General features: G+C 69.9%; 19 protein-coding genes. 13 read left to right on the forward strand and 6 right to left on the reverse strand.

The genetic code is table 11. The features are described from left to right. Nucleotides 1-23 precede the first annotated feature (23 nt). Nucleotides 24-599, reverse strand: a complete 576-nt coding sequence (locus OG494_RS45370) for a CGNR zinc finger domain-containing protein (RefSeq protein WP_328449557.1) — start codon at nucleotides 597-599, stop codon at nucleotides 24-26. 82 nt (nucleotides 600-681) lie between these two features. On the opposite strand from OG494_RS45370, the gene OG494_RS45375 reads away from it, so the two are divergent. Continuing rightward, entirely contained in the window at nucleotides 682-1,854 is a 1,173-nt protein-coding gene (locus OG494_RS45375; RefSeq protein ID WP_328449559.1) for an epoxide hydrolase family protein, read from the forward strand. A gap of 5 nt (nucleotides 1,855-1,859) precedes the next feature. Here OG494_RS45375 and OG494_RS45380 read toward each other — a convergent pair whose 3' ends face one another. Both OG494_RS45380 and OG494_RS45385 read right to left on the reverse strand, forming a co-directional pair. Beyond that, nucleotides 1,860-2,483 carry a LysE family translocator gene (locus tag OG494_RS45380; protein WP_328449561.1) on the reverse strand — a complete coding sequence of 208 codons (624 nt, stop codon included), beginning with the start codon at nucleotides 2,481-2,483 and terminating at the stop codon, nucleotides 1,860-1,862. Beyond that, the gene (locus OG494_RS45385; RefSeq protein WP_328449563.1) at nucleotides 2,483-3,112 is read right to left on the reverse strand and encodes a LysE family translocator; all 630 of its coding nucleotides are present in this window, start codon (nucleotides 3,110-3,112) and stop codon (nucleotides 2,483-2,485) included. The genes OG494_RS45380 and OG494_RS45385 overlap by 1 nt, the downstream gene beginning before the upstream one ends. Before the next feature lie 144 nt (nucleotides 3,113-3,256). Between OG494_RS45385 and OG494_RS45390 the strand changes: the two genes are divergently transcribed. Both OG494_RS45390 and OG494_RS45395 read left to right on the forward strand, forming a co-directional pair. Further along, nucleotides 3,257-3,787: a PH domain-containing protein gene (locus tag OG494_RS45390; RefSeq protein WP_328449565.1), complete on the forward strand. Its 531-nt coding sequence runs from the start codon at nucleotides 3,257-3,259 to the stop codon at nucleotides 3,785-3,787. Nucleotides 3,788-4,071: 284 nt separating this feature from the next. Beyond that, the gene (locus OG494_RS45395) at nucleotides 4,072-6,087 is read left to right on the forward strand and encodes a protein meaA (protein WP_328449567.1); all 2,016 of its coding nucleotides are present in this window, start codon (nucleotides 4,072-4,074) and stop codon (nucleotides 6,085-6,087) included. Here the strand turns inward: OG494_RS45395 and OG494_RS45400 are convergent. After that, nucleotides 6,080-6,634 (reverse strand): cysteine hydrolase family protein, encoded by a 555-nt coding sequence (locus OG494_RS45400; protein ID WP_326944118.1) that lies wholly within the window; start codon nucleotides 6,632-6,634, stop codon nucleotides 6,080-6,082. The genes OG494_RS45395 and OG494_RS45400 overlap by 8 nt on opposite strands. A gap of 71 nt (nucleotides 6,635-6,705) precedes the next feature. On the opposite strand from OG494_RS45400, the gene OG494_RS45405 reads away from it, so the two are divergent. The 4 genes from OG494_RS45405 (at nucleotide 6,706) to OG494_RS45420 (ending at nucleotide 9,482) form a co-directional block, all read left to right on the forward strand. Next, entirely contained in the window at nucleotides 6,706-7,668 is a 963-nt protein-coding gene (locus OG494_RS45405) for a GlxA family transcriptional regulator (RefSeq protein ID WP_328449570.1), read from the forward strand. Next, on the forward strand, nucleotides 7,665-8,438 hold the full coding sequence (locus OG494_RS45410) for an enoyl-CoA hydratase-related protein (RefSeq protein ID WP_328449572.1): 774 nt from the start codon (nucleotides 7,665-7,667) through the stop codon (nucleotides 8,436-8,438). The genes OG494_RS45405 and OG494_RS45410 overlap by 4 nt, the downstream gene beginning before the upstream one ends. Nucleotides 8,439-8,511: 73 nt before the next feature. Then, the gene (locus OG494_RS45415) at nucleotides 8,512-9,012 is read left to right on the forward strand and encodes a TetR/AcrR family transcriptional regulator (protein WP_328449574.1); all 501 of its coding nucleotides are present in this window, start codon (nucleotides 8,512-8,514) and stop codon (nucleotides 9,010-9,012) included. After that, nucleotides 9,009-9,482: a DUF2867 domain-containing protein gene (locus OG494_RS45420; RefSeq protein ID WP_328449576.1), complete on the forward strand. Its 474-nt coding sequence runs from the start codon at nucleotides 9,009-9,011 to the stop codon at nucleotides 9,480-9,482. The genes OG494_RS45415 and OG494_RS45420 overlap by 4 nt, the downstream gene beginning before the upstream one ends. Here the strand turns inward: OG494_RS45420 and OG494_RS45425 are convergent. Then, nucleotides 9,439-9,999 (reverse strand): NUDIX hydrolase, encoded by a 561-nt coding sequence (locus OG494_RS45425; protein ID WP_328449578.1) that lies wholly within the window; start codon nucleotides 9,997-9,999, stop codon nucleotides 9,439-9,441. The two genes, OG494_RS45420 and OG494_RS45425, sit on opposite strands and share 44 nt — an antisense overlap. 36 nt (nucleotides 10,000-10,035) lie before the next feature. On the opposite strand from OG494_RS45425, the gene nucS reads away from it, so the two are divergent. After that, on the forward strand, nucleotides 10,036-10,695 hold the full coding sequence (nucS, locus tag OG494_RS45430) for an endonuclease NucS (protein WP_328449579.1): 660 nt from the start codon (nucleotides 10,036-10,038) through the stop codon (nucleotides 10,693-10,695). Beyond that, the gene (locus OG494_RS45435; protein WP_328449581.1) at nucleotides 10,696-10,905 is read left to right on the forward strand and encodes a DUF1653 domain-containing protein; all 210 of its coding nucleotides are present in this window, start codon (nucleotides 10,696-10,698) and stop codon (nucleotides 10,903-10,905) included. A gap of 7 nt (nucleotides 10,906-10,912) precedes the next feature. On the opposite strand, the gene OG494_RS45440 is transcribed toward OG494_RS45435, so the two are convergent. Further along, nucleotides 10,913-11,701 carry a ribosomal protein L7/L12 gene (locus tag OG494_RS45440; RefSeq protein WP_328449583.1) on the reverse strand — a complete coding sequence of 263 codons (789 nt, stop codon included), beginning with the start codon at nucleotides 11,699-11,701 and terminating at the stop codon, nucleotides 10,913-10,915. A 284-nt stretch (nucleotides 11,702-11,985) separates the two neighbouring features. Here OG494_RS45440 and OG494_RS45445 point away from each other — a divergent pair, with 284 nt between their 5' ends. From OG494_RS45445 to OG494_RS45460, 4 genes are all read left to right on the forward strand, one after another. Then, nucleotides 11,986-12,762, forward strand: coding sequence for a hypothetical protein (locus tag OG494_RS45445; protein ID WP_328449585.1), 777 nt, complete (start codon nucleotides 11,986-11,988; stop codon nucleotides 12,760-12,762). A gap of 196 nt (nucleotides 12,763-12,958) precedes the next feature. After that, nucleotides 12,959-14,653, forward strand: coding sequence for a sodium:solute symporter family protein (locus OG494_RS45450; RefSeq protein ID WP_328449587.1), 1,695 nt, complete (start codon nucleotides 12,959-12,961; stop codon nucleotides 14,651-14,653). A gap of 10 nt (nucleotides 14,654-14,663) precedes the next feature. Further along, nucleotides 14,664-14,957 carry a hypothetical protein gene (locus OG494_RS45455; protein WP_328449589.1) on the forward strand — a complete coding sequence of 98 codons (294 nt, stop codon included), beginning with the start codon at nucleotides 14,664-14,666 and terminating at the stop codon, nucleotides 14,955-14,957. 47 nt (nucleotides 14,958-15,004) lie between these two features. Continuing rightward, complete coding sequence (locus tag OG494_RS45460; protein WP_328449591.1) at nucleotides 15,005-16,009, forward strand: DUF3558 domain-containing protein; 1,005 nt, start codon at nucleotides 15,005-15,007, stop codon at nucleotides 16,007-16,009. Nucleotides 16,010-16,050: the final 41 nt, after the last annotated feature.

Here is a 16,050-nt window from a genome sequence, read left to right on the forward strand (position 1 = left end):
CGCGAGCCCGCCCGGCCGTACCGCTATTGGGGGGAGCCGGTTTTCTTGCGCTGGTTGGCCAAGAAGCGCGCTTTCTTCTGACGATTCCCGCAGGTGTTCATGTCGCACCATCTGCGGGTGCGGCTTTGGCTGGTGTCGAAGAACGCGGCCCGGCAGGTCGGCGAGGCGCACAAGGCCAGCTTTCCGTCCCGTTCGCCGGCGATGACGCTGATCGCGTCGGCGGCGATCACGCCGAGGGCGTCTTCCACGCGGGAAGCCGAGCCGAGCTGCCAGCGCCGCGTGCCCTCGGGGGTCAGGACGGCCGCGGCCCGGCCCCCGGCGCTGCGGTCGTTGATGACCCGGACCGCGGACGCGGGGAGGGCGTCCCGGGTCGCGGCCGCGGTCGCGGCGGCGTGGATCGCCTCCCGCAGTTCCCGGGCGAGTTCGAGCTGGGCGGCGGTGCAGGAGTCCACGGCGAGGCCGCTCACGGCCAGCCAGTCGACGAGCCGGTGCGGTGTGGGAACGCGCTCCACGGCTTCGCCGTGACGCTCCGACAGGGTCCCCGTGAAGCTCGTCGCCAGCACGGTACCGAGGCGGAAGTCGGGGAACCCGGCAGGCATGGAACCAGCTTAGCAGGTTGCGAGTGGACGAGGAGGTCTGTTAGAACCGTCTAAGCCGGTTCCGCGACAGCCAGGAGGTCTCATGCCCCGTTCACCCAGCGACGTGCGGGCGTTCGAAGCCCACGCACCCGACGCCGACCTCGACGAACTGCGTGCGCGACTGGCCGCGGCGCGCCTGCCGGAGGCCGAGACGATCCGGGGCGCCGCGCCCGGTCCTCGCCGATGGGACCAGGGCGTTCCGCTCGCCGACCTCGTCGACGTCGTGGACTACTGGCGCACCGGGTACGACTGGCGGTCGTTCGAAGAGCGCCTCGACCGGATCGGCCAGTTCCGCACGACCATCGACGATCTGGGAATCCACTTCCTGCACCGCCGATCCGCGCGCGCGGACGCCACTCCGCTGATCGTGACGCACGGCTGGCCGGGCAGCATCGCCGAGTTCGCCGACGTGGTGGACGAGCTGGCGGATCCGGAGGACGCGGCCGCGCCGGCGTTCCACGTCGTGGTCCCGTCGCTGCCCGGCTTCGGTTACAGCGACAAGCCCGCCACCACCGGGTGGGGAACCGAAAAGATCGCGGCCGCGTGGGTGGAACTGATGGGACGGCTCGGCTACCGCAGGTTCGCCGCGCACGGCGGCGACTGGGGCGGCAACATCACCACGGTTCTCGCCGGCCGGTTCCCGGCGCACGTTCTCGGCATCCACACGACGTTCGCGGAAGGACCGCCCGGGTTGACCACGGACGGGCTGACGGCGGTCGAACGCGCGTGGACCGAGGAAACCCGCCATTTCTGGCGTCACCGCGCGGCGTACGCGAAGCAGCAGGCGACCCGGCCGCAGACCATCGGCTACTCGCTCGTCGACTCACCGGTCGGGCTGCTCGCCTGGATCCTCGACAAGTTCGCCGAGTGGTCGGACACCGAAGACAGCCCGTTCGAGACGATTTCCCTCGACCGCGTTCTCGACGACGTCACCCTGTACTGGCTGACGCGGACCGGCGCGTCCGCGGCCCGCATCTACTACGAAAGCCACAACTCCCTCGATCCCGGGCTCCGGGTCGACGTCCCGTCGGCGATCACCGTGTATCCCCGCGACATCGAGAAGTACCCGCGCGCTTGGGCACGGGAGCGGTACCGGCGGATCGTCCGGTGGACGGAGCCCGGAACCGGGGGACATTTCCCGTCGCTGGAGGTGCCCGGGTATTTCGTCGAAGACCTGCGAGAGGGCCTCGCGGCCGTGCTCGCCGCCGATCGGTGAAGGCGTCAGCCTTCGAGGGCCAAGGCCGCGCCGAAGCCGAGCAAGGCCGTCCCCGTCACGCCGTCCATCGCGCGGCGCACCTTCCGGCGCTGCAACCACCCGCGGACCCGGTGCACGAACAACAGCAGCAGCACCTGCCACACCACGCCCAGCGCCGCGACCGTGTACGCCAGCAGCAGCGAGTCCCCGAAGCCCGATCCGGGCGTCAGGAACTGCGGCAGCACCGACAGGTACAGCACGATCACCTTGGGGTTGGTGATGTTGGACAGGAACCCTTCGCGGAACCGCCGGCTCCGGGAGGCGCGGGCGCGGCGGACGTCGTCCAGCGCCTCGTAGTCACCTCGCCAGGCGCCGCGCAGGGCCTGGACGCCCAGGTACACCAGGTACGCCGCGCCGAGCCACTTCACCGTCACGAACACCGGCTGGTAGCGGGTGATCACCGCGCCCAGCCCGAGCGCGGCCGCCGTGCCCTGCAGGAAATTCGCGACGGTGATGCCGGCGCACGCCCAGCCGCCGCCGCGCGCGCCGCCGGTGAGCGCGTTCTTCAGCACCACCATCGTGTCCGGGCCCGGCATCATCGCCAGCAACGCCATCATCGCCGCGAACCCGGCGTAGGTGCTCCACGTCATCAGGACTCCAGGGCGAGGGCGGCGCCGAACCCGACCAGCGCGGTGCCGGTGACGCCGTCCAGCGTCCGGCGGACCCGGCGGCGGCCCAGCCAGGCGCGCACGCGGTGCACGAACACCAGCAGCACCAGCAGCCACAGCCCGCCGATCACGGCGACGGTGTAGGCCAGCGCGAGCGCGTCCCAGGTCGTCGTGCGACCGGGGTCGAGGAACTGCGGCAGCACCGACAGGTACAGCACGAGCACCTTCGGGTTGGTGATGTTGGAGAGGAACCCTTCGCGGAACCGCCGGAAACCGCCGCCGGGACGACGCTGCTGCGTCTGCTCGACGACGTCGTAGTTCCCGCGGAACGCGCCGCGCAGCGCCTGGAAACCGAGGAAGACGAGGTACGCCGCGCCGATCCACTTGAGGGTGAGGAACACCGGCTGCGACTTCGCGATGAGCACGCCGAGCCCGAGCGCGGCGGCGCTGCCCTGCACGACGTTCCCGGTGACGATCCCGAGCGAGGCGAGCAGCCCGCCCCGGAAGCCGCCGGAGAGGGCGTTCTTCAGCATCACCATCGTGTCCGGCCCCGGCGCGAGCACGATCAGGACCACGATGAGCAGGTAACTCCCGTACACACTCCACGTCACGGCTGCCCACGCTAACCGACGGATCTCGGTGCGGTCTCGCGGATTTCCGTCACAGTGGCTCGCGTGGACGCACAGAGCGTGCCCGGGCTCTCACGGCGCGTTCGGCATTCGGCGTCGGCCACCCTGGCGGAGTAGTGTTCTGCCATGTCAGCAGGGGAAATCGATCTTCTACCCGGTGAGCGCGTGCTCTGGGCGGGCGAGCCGGTCCAGCGCCCGTTCTACGTCGCCGCGGACGGGGTGATCGCCCCCGCCGGGCTCGTCGTCACCGCGGCCGCGCTGTGGTTCCTCCTCTCGCAGGAACCCGAAGGCGCGGGCATGCTCGCCGGGCTGGTCGTGCTGGCCGCCGGCCTCTACGGCGCGGTCGGCCGGTCCGCCGTCCGCTACCTCGCGCTCGGCCGGACGACCTACGCCGTCACGGACACCCGGATCATCGCGCGCTCGGGCCTGTTCCGGCAGAAGGAACGCGCCAGCGAACTGGCCGGCCTGTCGGCGCCGGTCCTCAAGCCCGGCCGGTCGAGCACCGGCACCTTCGCCTTCCCCGAGCCCGGCTCGGTGACGCTGATGGGCGTCGGCGAGCCCAAGCGCGTCCGCGACCTGCTGACCAAGGCCATCGACGAGGCGAAGAGCCGCCAGGCCCCGCCGGAACCGGACACGTCCGGCACTTCGGCCGCCTGAAGGCAACCGGTACGGCCTTCTCGGGCGCCAGCCCGGCAAAGAGCGCCGGGGAGGCCGCCGATCATCGTTGTTCAGCCGGGCGAGCGGCTGTTCTGCTTCGGCATCCGAAGCAGAACCGACCGCGTCCGATCGCGCTGTTCGCTGTGCCGGACGTCGAACAGGTCCACGCGCTGATCGTGCGGGCTCGGATCGCGGGGCCGTCACCCGGACGTGTCCGATTCCACTCCGCCACCTAAGTTACCGGCCGGTACACTCGATGGGTCGACCAGCGCCGGAGGTGCACAGTGCCGTACCCATCCGACCACGAGCGGGACCGCCCGTGGGTGATGCGCACCTACGCGGGCCACTCCTCCGCGGCCGCGTCGAACGAGCTCTACCGGCGCAACCTCGCCAAGGGCCAGACCGGCCTTTCGGTGGCGTTCGATCTCCCGACCCAGACCGGCTACGACCCGGACCACCAGCTCAGCCGCGGTGAGGTCGGCAAGGTCGGAGTGCCGATCTCGCACATCGGCGACATGCGGCGCCTCTTCGACGGCATCCCGCTCGCCGAGGCCAACACGTCGATGACGATCAACGCGCCGGCCATGTGGCTGCTCGCGCTGTACGTCTCCGTGGCGCGTGAGCAGGCCGAAGCCGAAGGCCGCGACGTCGACGAAGTCCTCGCGAAGCTCACCGGCACGACGCAGAACGACATCATCAAGGAGTACCTGTCCCGCGGGACCTACATCTTCCCGCCGGGCCCCAGCCTGCGGCTGATCACCGACATGATCGCGTGGACCGTGCACCACGTGCCGAAGTGGAACCCGATCAACATCTGCAGCTACCACCTGCAGGAAGCCGGCGCGACGCCGACGCAGGAGGTCGCCTACGCGCTGTGCACCGCGATCGCCGTGCTCGACGCCGTCCGGGACTCCGGGCAGGTCGACCAGGCCGACATGGACAAGGTCGTCGCGCGGATCTCGTTCTTCGTCAACGCCGGCGTGCGGTTCGTCGAGGAGATGTCCAAGATGCGCGCGTTCACCGCGCTCTGGGACGAGATCACGCGGGATCGTTACGGCGTAACGGATCCGAAGGCACGCCGGCTGCGCTACGGCGTCCAGGTCAACTCGCTCGGTCTCACCGAGGCCCAGCCGGAGAACAACGTCCAGCGGATCGTGCTGGAGATGCTCGCGGTGTCGCTCTCCCGCGGCGCGCGGGCCCGCGCGATCCAGCTGCCGGCGTGGAACGAGGCGCTCGGCCTGCCCCGGCCGTGGGACCAGCAGTGGGCGCTGCGGATGCAGCAGGTGCTCGCCTTCGAGACGGACCTGCTGGAGTACGAGGACATCTTCGACGGCTCGCACGTCATCCAGGCCAAGGTCGACGAGATCATGGCCGGCGCGCGCGAGGAGATCGCCCGCGTCCAGGACGTCGGCGGCGCGGTCGCGGCGGTCGAGAGCGGCTACATGAAGTCGCAGCTGGTCGGGTCGCTGGCCGAATACCGCCGCGGGATGGAGAACGGGGAGCGGGTGCTGGTCGGCGTCAACAAGTTCGCGACGACCGAGCCGTCACCGCTGCAGGCCGAGGGCGCGAAGGCGATCGAGACGATCGACCCGGCCGTCGAGAAGGAAGCCGTCGCGGCGCTCGAGGATTGGCGCGGCCAGCGGGACAGCGACGCCGTCGAGCGGACGCTGGCCACGCTGAAGGAGACCGCGCGGACGTCGGCGAACCTCTTCGAGGCCACTGTGGACTGTGCGCGGGCCGGCGTGACCACCGGCGAGTGGTCGGGCGCGCTGCGCGAGGTGTTCGGCGAATACCGGGCGCCCACCGGGGTTTCCGCGGCCGCCGCGGGTGGCGGCGACCCGGGGATCGAGCGGGTGCGCGAACGCGTCCGCGCCACCGAGGCGGAATTGGGCGAGCGGCTGCGGATCCTGGTCGGCAAGCCGGGGCTCGACGGGCACTCCAACGGCGCCGAGCAGGTCGCCGTCCGCGCCCGCGACGTCGGCTTCGAGGTCGTCTACCAGGGCATCCGGCTGACGCCCGAGCAGATCACCGCGGCCGCCGTGCAGGAAGGCGTGCACGTCGTCGGGCTGTCGGTGCTGTCCGGTTCGCACCTCGAGGTCGTGCCGCACGTCGTCGACGGCCTGCGTGCCGCGGGCGCGGGTGACGTCCCGGTGATCGTCGGCGGGATCATCCCGCCCGACGACGCCGCGTTGCTGACCGAACGCGGCATCGCGCGGGTGTTCACGCCCAAGGACTACGAGCTGACCGACATCATGGACGGCATCGTCTCGCTCATCCGCGAGCGCCACGGCCTCAGCTGAGGCCGGCCAGGATGTCCTTTGTGGACTTGACGGTGGCGAACTGGTTGTGCAGGTTCGCCGCCGTGACGCGGTAGAGCTCGTCGGCGGTGACGACGTCGCCGTCCACGCCCGGCAGGTCGAACGTGAACGTCGCGTCGAGCGCGAAAGTCACGTCGTAGCCTAGGTTCCCGCCCATCCGCGCGGTGGTCTCGCAGCAGAAGTTCGTCTGGATGCCGGCGAGCACGAAGCTCGTGATGCCGCGCTTGCGCAGCCACGCGTCGAGGTCGACGTCGCCGATGAACGCCGAGTTGACCCGCTTGCCGAACACGAGGTCGGGGCGCGCGCCGTCGAGTTCGGGCTTGAAGTCGTTGCCCGGCTGGCCGGGCCGCAGCGAGGACTTCGGCCCCGTCGAGTCGTGGTGCACCAGCACCACCGGCAGCCGCCGCTCCTGCCACGCGTCGAGCAGGGCCTTGATGTTCGCTTCGGCGCCGGGGTTGTTGCGCGGTCCCCAGACGGGCTCGTCGAACCCGCGCTGGACGTCGATCAGGATGAGTGCCGTTTCGGTCATGACGTCGAGTTTCTCTGTTCCGTGACGTCCGGGGGAGTGGCAGAAGACGCGCGATGCGGTACTTTTCTGCCATGCGCACGATCGGCGTCCTGCTCCTGCCCGGCACTCGGATGTTCGACCTCGCGGTGATCGGCGAGGTCTGGGGCCAGGACCGCACCGACAGCGGGATCGGCCCGTTCACCCTGCGGCTGTGCAGTCCGGGCCGGGTCCGCACGGCCGTCTCGCCGTTCGGTGACGTCGCGGCCACGCACGGCCTGGCCGGGCTCGACGGCTGCGACCTCGTCGTGGCGCCGGGCCGCGACGACCCGCTGGCCTCGGTGCCGCCGGCGGCGGCCGTGGCCCTGCGGCGGGCGCGTCGCGCGGGGACGACGGTGGCCGCGTTGTGCTCGGGCGCGTTCACGCTGGCCGCCGCCGGCCTGCTCGACGGCCGCGCGGCGACCACGCACTGGCGCGACTTCGACTCCCTGATCGTCGTCGCGCCGCACGCGGACCTCCGGCGCGACGTGCTCTACACCGACGACGACGGTGTCCTGACCTCGGCGGGGGTCGTCGGCGGCCTCGACCTCTGCTTGTACCTGGTCCGCCGCGACCACGGCGCGGACGTCGCCGCCGCGCTCGCGCGCCGCCTGGTGATGCCGCCGGCGCGGGAAGGCGGGCAGCGCCAGTACGTCGACAACCCGTTGCCGCCGTCGAACGCCCAGCCGGGCATGGCGTCCACAATGGACTGGGCGCTGGCCCGGATCGGCGCCGACATCGGCGTCGAAGACCTGGTCGGGCACGCGCGGATGAGCGAGCGGACGTTCCACCGGGAGTTCGCGGCGGCGACCGGTGTGACGCCGGGACGCTGGCTGCGCGTGCAGCGCGTCCGGTACGCGCAACGGCTGCTGGAGACGACCGAGCTGCCGGTCGAGCGGGTCGCGCAGCGCTCGGGCCTGGGCACCGCGGCGAACCTGCGGCGGCGGATGCGTGCCGAAGTCGGCGTCGGCCCGGACAGTTACCGGCGCACGTTCAGAAGGGTTACCGTCGGGGCATGACCGAGTACGAGCACATCCTGGTCAAGCGCGACGGCGACACCGTCTCGATCACCATGAACCGCGCGGCACGGCGCAACTCGCTGTCCGCGGACCACCTCGCCGAGCTGCTGGCCGCGTTCCGCGAGGCCGGGACGTCCGACGCGACCGGCATCGTGCTGGCCGGGGCCGGTCCGGTGTTCTCCGCCGGGCACGACTTCGGCGACGTCGCCGCGCGCGACCTGATGGGCGTGCGCGAGCTGCTGACGTTGTGCACGGACCTGATGCGCACGATGCAGTCGGTGCCCCAGGTCGTCATCGCGCGGGTGCACGGCCTGGCCACGGCCGCGGGCTGCCAGCTGGTGGCGTCGTGCGACCTCGCGATCGCCGCCGCATCCGCGGGCTTCGCGCTCCCGGGCGGCAAAGGCGGCTGGTTCTGCCACACGCCGGCGGTCCCGGTGGCCCGCTCGATCGGCCGCAAGCGTCTGATGGAGCTGGCCCTGACCGGCGACGTGATCGACGCGCCGACCGCGCTCGACTGGGGCCTGGTCAACCGGGTCGTGCCGGACGACCGGCTGGACGACGCCGTCGCGGACCTGCTCGCGCGGGCGACACGCGGCAGCCGGGCGAGCAAGGCGATGGGCAAGGTGACGTTGTACGCGCAGCTGGACCGCCCGGAGGTCGACGCGTACGCGATCGCCCTGGAGGTCATGGCCTCGGCGTCGCAACTACCCGGCGCCCGCGAAGGCATGGCGGCGTTCCTGGAGAAGCGCAAGCCCTCCTGGACCGACTGAACCGAAGCGGCACTTTCACGTGAAAGTACCGTTCTCGTGCCCGGCGGCCGTACCATACGGTATGGTATGGCTCATGGTGAGCAAGCGGGACTGGCTGGACGCGGGGCTGACGCTGCTGGCGGAGCAGGGCGCGCCGGCGGTGACCATCGAGCGGCTGACCGAGCGGCTCGGCCTGTCGAAAGGCAGCTTCTACCACCACTTCCGCGGCATCGGCGGCTACCGCACAGCGCTGCTGGAGCACTTCGAAGCCCAACGCACCACGCGGTTCATGGATGAGGCCGAACGCGTGCGGGGTGACCGGCTGCGCACGCTGATGAAGCTCGTCCTCGCGCCCGGGCCGGGACCCGAGCTGGAGATCGCCGTCCGGGCGTGGGCGCTGCAGGACGCCGAGGCGCGGGCGGTCCAGGAGCGCGTCGACCGCACGCGCGCGGACTACCTGACCGAGGTCTGCGGCGACGCGGAACTCGGCCAGGCGCTGTACCTCGTCGTCGTCGGCGCCGGGCAGGTCGTGCCGCCGCTGTCGGGCGACCGGCTCAAGAGCGCGCTGGAACTCGTACTGGGGAGAAGATCATGACCGACCTCGAGCCCTTCCTCGACGGCGCCGACTACGTCGAGTTCAAGGAGATCGACAGCGAGAACAGCCTGCGCGAGTTCGTCGCGGGCGTCTTCGGCTGGAGTCCCGGATGGGTGAAGGTCCTGTTCGGCGTCCGGTACCTGCCGGCCCGGGCGCTGCGCCTGAAAACGGCGCGGGTGCCGCGCCGGCGCCGGTCCGCGGACATCGGCTTCGAGCCCGGTGACGCGGCCGGGATCTTCACCGTGCGGGCGGGCGACCCGGAGCGCTACCTCGTCGTCGGCGCGGATGACGCTCATCTGAGCGGGTACCTGACGGTCGAGGTCGTCACCGGCGCTCGCCGGCGGTTCCGGGTCGGCACGATCGTGCACTTCCACAACCGCGTCGGGCCGGCCTACTTCGCGCTGATCAGGCCGTTCCACCACCTGGTCATCCGCGGGATGCTCCGGGCCGGAGCCGCTCGGCCAGCATGAGCTGGGCCCACGCGGCGATCGACTGCGCGTCGGTGATCCCGCCGGTGAGAATCATCTTCTCGACGTCGTCGCGGGTGAACCAGGCGTCGCGCATGTCCTGTTCTTCGAGCTCGCGCTCCGGCTCGCCCTCGGTGAGCTCGGTGGCGAGGAACACCCAGCCGCGCTGGCTGCTCATGCCGGGCGCGACGTCGAGCTGGCCGAGCGTCACCATCGAGCCGGCGCGCAGCCCGGTCTCCTCGCGCAGTTCGCGGGCCGCGAGCTCGCCGGGTGGCACGTCGGCCAGGTCCGGCGCGGTGCCCTGCGGGAACTCCCAGCGGCGTTCGCCGATCGGGTAGCGGAACTGCTCGACCAGCCGGAACCGGTCGCCGTCCTGGGCGATGACGAGGGCGTACGCCGGCTTGTCGATCACGCCGTAGATGCCCGCCGAACCGTCGGGGCGGCGGATTTCGTCCTCCCGCACGGTCATCCAGTTGTTCCGGTACACCTCGCGGGACGCGACACGCTGAATGGGGTCCACCGGACCAGTATCCCGGACCTGTCCTACCCTCCTCGGGTGCGTCTCGTGATCGCGCGGTGCCAGGTCGACTACGCCGGCCGGCTCACCGCCCACCTGCCGATGGCCACCCGGCTGTTGCTCGTCAAGTCCGACGGCTCGGTGTCGGTCCACTCCGACGACCGCGCGTACAAGCCGTTGAACTGGATGAGCCCGCCCTGCTGGCTGATCGAGGACGGCAAGATCTGGATCGTCGAAAACAAGCAGGGCGAGAAGCTGGTGATCTCGATCGAGGAGATCTTCCACGACTACTCCCAGGCTCTGGGCGCCGAACCGGGCCTGCAGAAGGACGGCGTCGAGGCGCACCTGCAGGAACTGCTGGCCGAGCACATCAAGACCCTCGGCGACGGCTACACCCTGGTCCGCCGCGAGTTCCCGACGCCGATCGGCCCGGTCGACATCATGGCCCGCGACGCCGACGGCAAGTCGGTCGCGGTGGAGATCAAGCGCCGCGGCGAAATCGACGGCGTCGAGCAGCTGACGCGGTATCTCGAGCTGCTGAACCGCGACCCGCTGCTGGCCCCGGTACAGGGCGTGTTCGCGGCCCAGATCATCAAGCCGCAGGCGCGCACGCTGGCGGAGGACCGCGGAATCCGCTGCCTGACCCTGGACTACGACGAGCTGCGCGGCATCGAGTCCGACGAGTTCCGGCTGTTCTGAGTGGTGCAGCCCGGCCGCTACGTCCACTACAAGGGCAACGAGTACGAGGTGCTCGGCGTGGCGTCGCACAGTGAAACCGAAGAGCAGCTGGTGGTGTACCGCGCGCTGTACGGTGCGCGCGGCTTGTGGGTGCGGCCGGAGGCGATGTTCACCGAGACGGTCGAGACGCCGGCTGGGCCGGTCCCGCGCTTCCGCCGTGTGACTTCCTGAGCCGGTCTCACCACAGTTCGACGGTCGCCCCGGCGCTCTCGAGTTCCCGCCGCGCCACTTCGGCCTGCCTGGCGGGCACCTGCTGGAGAAGGATCGACGGCGTGCCGGTGACCAGTTCCCTGGCGTCCACGACGCCGAGCCCGCGCACCACCCGCCGCACCGCCCGGACGACGTCCACCTGCTGACCGCCGGCATCGAGCAGCGCCACGTCGAACCGCTGAGCCGACTTCGCCGTGGCGGGTTTCGGGCCGGCGCCGGCTTGTTCGTTCAGCAGATCGGCGAACTCACGTGCTTCGCGCATGGCCCGCGGGTTCTTCCGCAAGCCGGCCGCGCGGATGATCGCGGTTTCCGGACCTTCGATGATCAGCAGGACTTCGCCGTCGTACTCCTTCTTCCTCGCGGCCAATGCGAGCACGCCCAGGAACAGCACGCGCGGGACGGTCACCCGGTCGCTGCGCTCGTACCGGGTTTCCACCCGGGCGGACAGGCCGTGGAGGGGATGCCGCAAAACGGTGGCTCCGGAGGTTTCGACGAGGACCGACTCGGTCAGGTGTAGCCCCTGGTGGATCCCGACGACACCGTCGGTGTCGTCGGCCGGGTTCGCGAAGAGGCGTTTGACGGCCACGGCGCAGAGGAAGAGCGCGAAGAGGATGACGACGACGGCCAGTGGTGGTGACACAGGATTCCTCCGGGTGGTCCGGTGGCGGGAAAGACGCACCTGAGTCGTGGCGCTCGTCGCCGTTGTTACGGTGATGCCGAATCGATGCCTTATTCGTGTATCTGATTCGACTGCCATTACTCCGGCCGGGGAATTGTTGACCGGATAGCACGCATTGCGGTGGGCGGATCATTTCTCCGAGTTGTATTAATGCGCTGTTCGGGTGAGGTGCGGATCCCTTGCGTCCCGCTCGTGGGATACTCGATTCGAGGGGTTCCGCCGGTGCGTCCGGTGTGGCCGGAGGGTGGTGCGCTCGGCCGTCTTTCTTTGTCGTGCCAACGTTTTCTTTCCGCCTTGAGCTTGGTGTGCGCATGTTCTCCGGTCGGCGTGCGCGCTTTTTCGCCTGCACGGAGGAGGAAGTCATGCGTTATCGCCCGCTCGGTTCCGATCCGCTCGACCCGCGGCTGGGCCGGTTCATTCCGGACGACTGGGAGCACGTCGAACGGTATCCGCTGTCCGCGCTCGCGGACGACGACCGGCCGACGCGGTCGCCCGTGGTCATCGGGGTCAACTGGTACTCCGCGTTCGACACGCCGGAGAAGGACGAGAAGTCCGGCGAGTTCTTCATCGCGAAGGCGGGCGCCGCCGCGCTCGGCCGGATCCGCGGCGGGCACTGCGTCTGCCTCGAACCGGGTGGCACCCCGGACACCGACACCAACTACGCGTTCTACGACCAGGGGGCGGAAGGCGCCTGCGTCGGCTTCGGCTGGTCGCGGTGCATGTCGCTGTTCAACGGCGGTGAGTACACCGCCCGCTGGCTCTGGGACGCGGCCAAGAAGCGCGACGAGTGGCCCGAGACCAACCCCGGCGACGACAACGGCACGTCCGTCCGCGCCGGCGCCGAGGTGCTCAAGGACGCCGGGCACGTGCTCTGGGACGACTCGTACCGCAACGACGACTGGGAGGCGCGCGAGAAGTACGTTCCCGACGCCAAGCAGGGCATCGCGGCCTTCCGCTGGGCCAAGTCGGTCGACGACGTGCACGCCGTCCTCGGCAACCCGCGGGCCGACGAGCTTGGGGCGGTGCCGCTGCTCAACTCGTGGGGCCCGGGCTACCCGCACCGCACTTACCTGCCCGATGCCGTGCTCGCCCGGCTGATCGAGGAGGAGGGCGAGATCGGCGTCCCGACCGATCGATGATCCACAACTGAGCCGCTCCCGCGGTGCAGAGGGCGCGTTTCCGCTGGTCAACGACCGGGAAACGCGCCCTCTGTGCACAATGGACAGGTCAGCGTGCCGACCCTGAATCCATGCAGTACTGTCCGGATCCGACAGGACAGTGGTGATTCCTGTCGGTTGTTGTCCAGTTTGAAAAGACAGCCGGGAGGTGGGTCGGGTGTTTCTCGCCGATGCGAACCTGCGACTCGACGCCAACGCGATCGACTACATCGAGTTGGCGTTCTACTTCGTCCTGGTGCTCGGCATCGGGTACCTGGCACGACGGCAGGTGTCGAGCAGTCTCGACTTCTTCCTGTCGGGCCGTTCGCTACCCGCCTGGGTGACCGGCCTGGCGTTCATCTCGGCGAACCTCGGCGCGGTCGAGGTCATGGGCATGTCGGCCAACGGCGCCCAGTACGGCCTGCCGACCGTGCACTACTTCTGGATCGGCGCGATCCCGGCGATGCTGTTCCTCGGCATCGTGATGATGCCGTTCTACTACGGCTCCAAGGTCCGCAGCGTTCCCGAGTTCATGCGCCGCCGCTTCGGCAAGCCGGCGCACCTGCTCAACGGCATCAGCTTCGCCGCCGCTCAGATCCTGATCGCGGGCGCGAACCTGTTCCTGCTGGCCAGCGTCGTGAACCTGCTGCTGGGCTGGCCGATCTGGGTGTCGATCATCATCGCCGCCGTGATCGTGCTCTCCTACACCGCGCTCGGTGGTCTCTCCGCCGCGATCTACAACGAGGTCCTGCAGTTCTTCGTGATCGTGATCGCGCTGGTGCCGCTGACGATCATCGGCCTGGTGAAGGTCGGCGGCTGGCAGGGCCTGGTCGACAAGGTCACCGACAGCCCGGGCGGCACCGCGCAGCTGCACTCCTGGCCCGGTGACAACCTCACCGGTTTCGGCAACAACATCCTCTCGATCCTCGGCATCGTGTTCGGTCTGGGCTTCGTGCTCTCGTTCGGCTACTGGACGACGAACTTCGTCGAGGTCCAGCGCGCGATGGCGTCGAAGAGCATGTCCGCCGCGCGGCGCACGCCGATCATCGGCGCGTTCCCGAAGATGCTGGTCCCGTTCATCGTGATCATCCCCGGCATGATCGCCGCGGTCACCGTGTCCGAGTACGTCAAGGACAAGCAGGTCCTGCTCGACGGCGGCACCGCGGAAAGCGGCGTCACCTTCAACAACGCGCTCCTGCTGCTGATGCGCGACCTGCTGCCCAACGGCATGCTCGGCATCGCGATCGCCGGCCTGCTGGCCTCGTTCATGGCCGGCATGGCCGCGAACCTCAGCTCGTTCAACACGGTCTTCACGTACGACATCTGGCAGACGTACGTCCAGAAGGACAAGCCGGACGGCTACTACCTGCGGCTCGGGCGCATCGTGACGTCGGTCGGCACGGTCCTCGCGATCGGCACCGCGTTCATCGCCTCGAACTCCGGCAACATCCTGGACTACCTGCAGGACCTGTTCTCGTTCTTCAACGCGCCGCTGTTCGCGACGTTCATCCTGGGCATGTTCTGGAAGCGGATGACGCCGCACGCCGGCTGGAGCGGCCTGCTCCTCGGTACCGCGTCCGCGATCACCGTCTGGGGCCTGTCGCAGGCCGGGGTGATCGGCCTGAGCGGCCAGGGCACCAGCTTCGTGGCCGCCGGTACCGCGTTCGTCGTCGACATCGTGGTGAGCGTCGTGGTCTCGCTGGCGACCAAGCCGAAGCCGGACGAAGAGCTGGTCGGGCTCGTTTACTCGCTGACCCCGAAGAGCACGCGGCAGCACGACAACACCGGCGAGAACGCGGGCTGGTACCGCAAGCCGGGCCTGCTCGCGGGCATCGTGCTCATCCTGACCATCGCCCTCAACGTCATCTTCTAGGAGGTCCGTCATGGCTACCGAGTCCGGCGCGCGACCCAAGAAGGCGGGCGCTTTCGACATCCGGCTGATCATCGCCCTGCTGATCGGCGTCTACGGCGTCATCCTCACGGTGATGGGCATCGCTTTCACCACGGACGCCGAGCTGCAGAAGGCGGCCGGGGTGAACATCAACCTGTGGGCCGGCATCGGCATGCTGGTGGTCGCGGCGCTGTTCTTCGTCTGGGCGCAGGTCCGGCCGCTGGTCGTGCCGGCGCAGACCGAGACCGAAGAGACCACCGACACCACCCCGGCGGCGGGGGAATAGCCGGGTTGTCCGGACAGCGGCACGATCGTGCCGCTACCGTGCATCGCGTGCTCCCTGACGTTCGGCGCCGCCGTCTCCCGAAGCTGTTCCTGCTGGTCACCGCCCTCTCGCTGACACTGAGCGCGTGCGGGCAGGACCTCGGCAAGTCCAACTTCGCGCGGACGACGGTGCCCGCCGGGGCCGGCTCGGGCCAGCCCTCCGACGGCCCGATCACCGACGCCGCGGTGGCCACCGGCGCCCTGCGGACGGTCAAGCCGTGCCAGTTCCTGACCAAGGACGCCCTCGGCGCGCTCGGCCTCGGCACGGTCGACGAGGACCCGACGCCGTCGTCGATCGCCTACGACCGCTGCACCAACAAGGTGAAGGACCCCGGCGGCAAGGAGATCCGGCTCGAGTTCGAGATCGGCAACACCCTGCTGCCCCGCGCGGACAAGACGACCGGCCTGGTCGGTGGCCTGCCGCTGCGCGTCGACAAGACCGACGACTCGGACTGCACGGTCGCGGCGATGACGGCCCTCAACCCGGACACCGCCGTGACGCTGACGGTCGCCTACCCGGGTGATCCCTGCCGTCCCGGGCAGACGCTGATGGACGCCGTCGTGCAGAAGCTGCACAACTCGCCGGAGAAGTACTCCACCCCGCCGGGCACCCTCCTGACCGCCGACCCGTGCGCGATGGCGGAGTCCTCTGTGGTCGCCTCGGCCGCGCCGTCCGCGAAGCCGACGGCGTCGGGGCTGCACGGCTGTGAGTGGAAGGCCACCGGGTCCGCCGCGACGGTGTCGGTCGGGTTCCTCCCGGGCCTGCCCCCGATCGTGGGCGACGGTTACTCCAAGGTGGACCTCGGTGGCGGGGTCACCGGCTACCAGAAGAAGGGCACGTCGGGCTCGTCGAAGTGCGACGTGGAGTGGCAGCACCGGCCGTGGCAGGGCGACGACGTCGAACTGGCCCAGGTGCGCTATGAGAACTACGACGCCAAACCGGACACGGACGACCCGTGCGGCAAGGCGGTCACCGTCGCGAAGAACGTCGCCACGTTGCTCCCCAAACCCTGACCTGGCGTCCGGCCGCGCGGGGATGTAGGAAGAGGGCACCC

It is taken from the genome of Amycolatopsis sp. NBC_00438 (genome assembly GCF_036026695.1).
GTDB lineage: Bacteria > Actinomycetota > Actinomycetes > Mycobacteriales > Pseudonocardiaceae > Amycolatopsis.

Coding starts and splice junctions, on each gene's coding strand:
- OG494_RS45370 (WP_328449557.1), bottom strand. CDS start 599: ATGCCTGCCGGGTTCCCCGACTTCCGCCTCGGTACCGTGCTGGCGACG.
- OG494_RS45375 (WP_328449559.1), top strand. CDS start 682: ATGCCCCGTTCACCCAGCGACGTGCGGGCGTTCGAAGCCCACGCACCC.
- OG494_RS45380 (WP_328449561.1), bottom strand. CDS start 2,483: ATGACGTGGAGCACCTACGCCGGGTTCGCGGCGATGATGGCGTTGCTG.
- OG494_RS45390 (WP_328449565.1), top strand. CDS start 3,257: ATGTCAGCAGGGGAAATCGATCTTCTACCCGGTGAGCGCGTGCTCTGG.
- OG494_RS45400 (WP_326944118.1), bottom strand. CDS start 6,634: ATGACCGAAACGGCACTCATCCTGATCGACGTCCAGCGCGGGTTCGAC.
- OG494_RS45405 (WP_328449570.1), top strand. CDS start 6,706: ATGCGCACGATCGGCGTCCTGCTCCTGCCCGGCACTCGGATGTTCGAC.
- OG494_RS45410 (WP_328449572.1), top strand. CDS start 7,665: ATGACCGAGTACGAGCACATCCTGGTCAAGCGCGACGGCGACACCGTC.
- OG494_RS45415 (WP_328449574.1), top strand. CDS start 8,512: ATGGTGAGCAAGCGGGACTGGCTGGACGCGGGGCTGACGCTGCTGGCG.
- OG494_RS45420 (WP_328449576.1), top strand. CDS start 9,009: ATGACCGACCTCGAGCCCTTCCTCGACGGCGCCGACTACGTCGAGTTC.
- OG494_RS45440 (WP_328449583.1), bottom strand. CDS start 11,701: ATGGCAGTCGAATCAGATACACGAATAAGGCATCGATTCGGCATCACC.
- OG494_RS45445 (WP_328449585.1), top strand. CDS start 11,986: ATGCGTTATCGCCCGCTCGGTTCCGATCCGCTCGACCCGCGGCTGGGC.
- OG494_RS45455 (WP_328449589.1), top strand. CDS start 14,664: ATGGCTACCGAGTCCGGCGCGCGACCCAAGAAGGCGGGCGCTTTCGAC.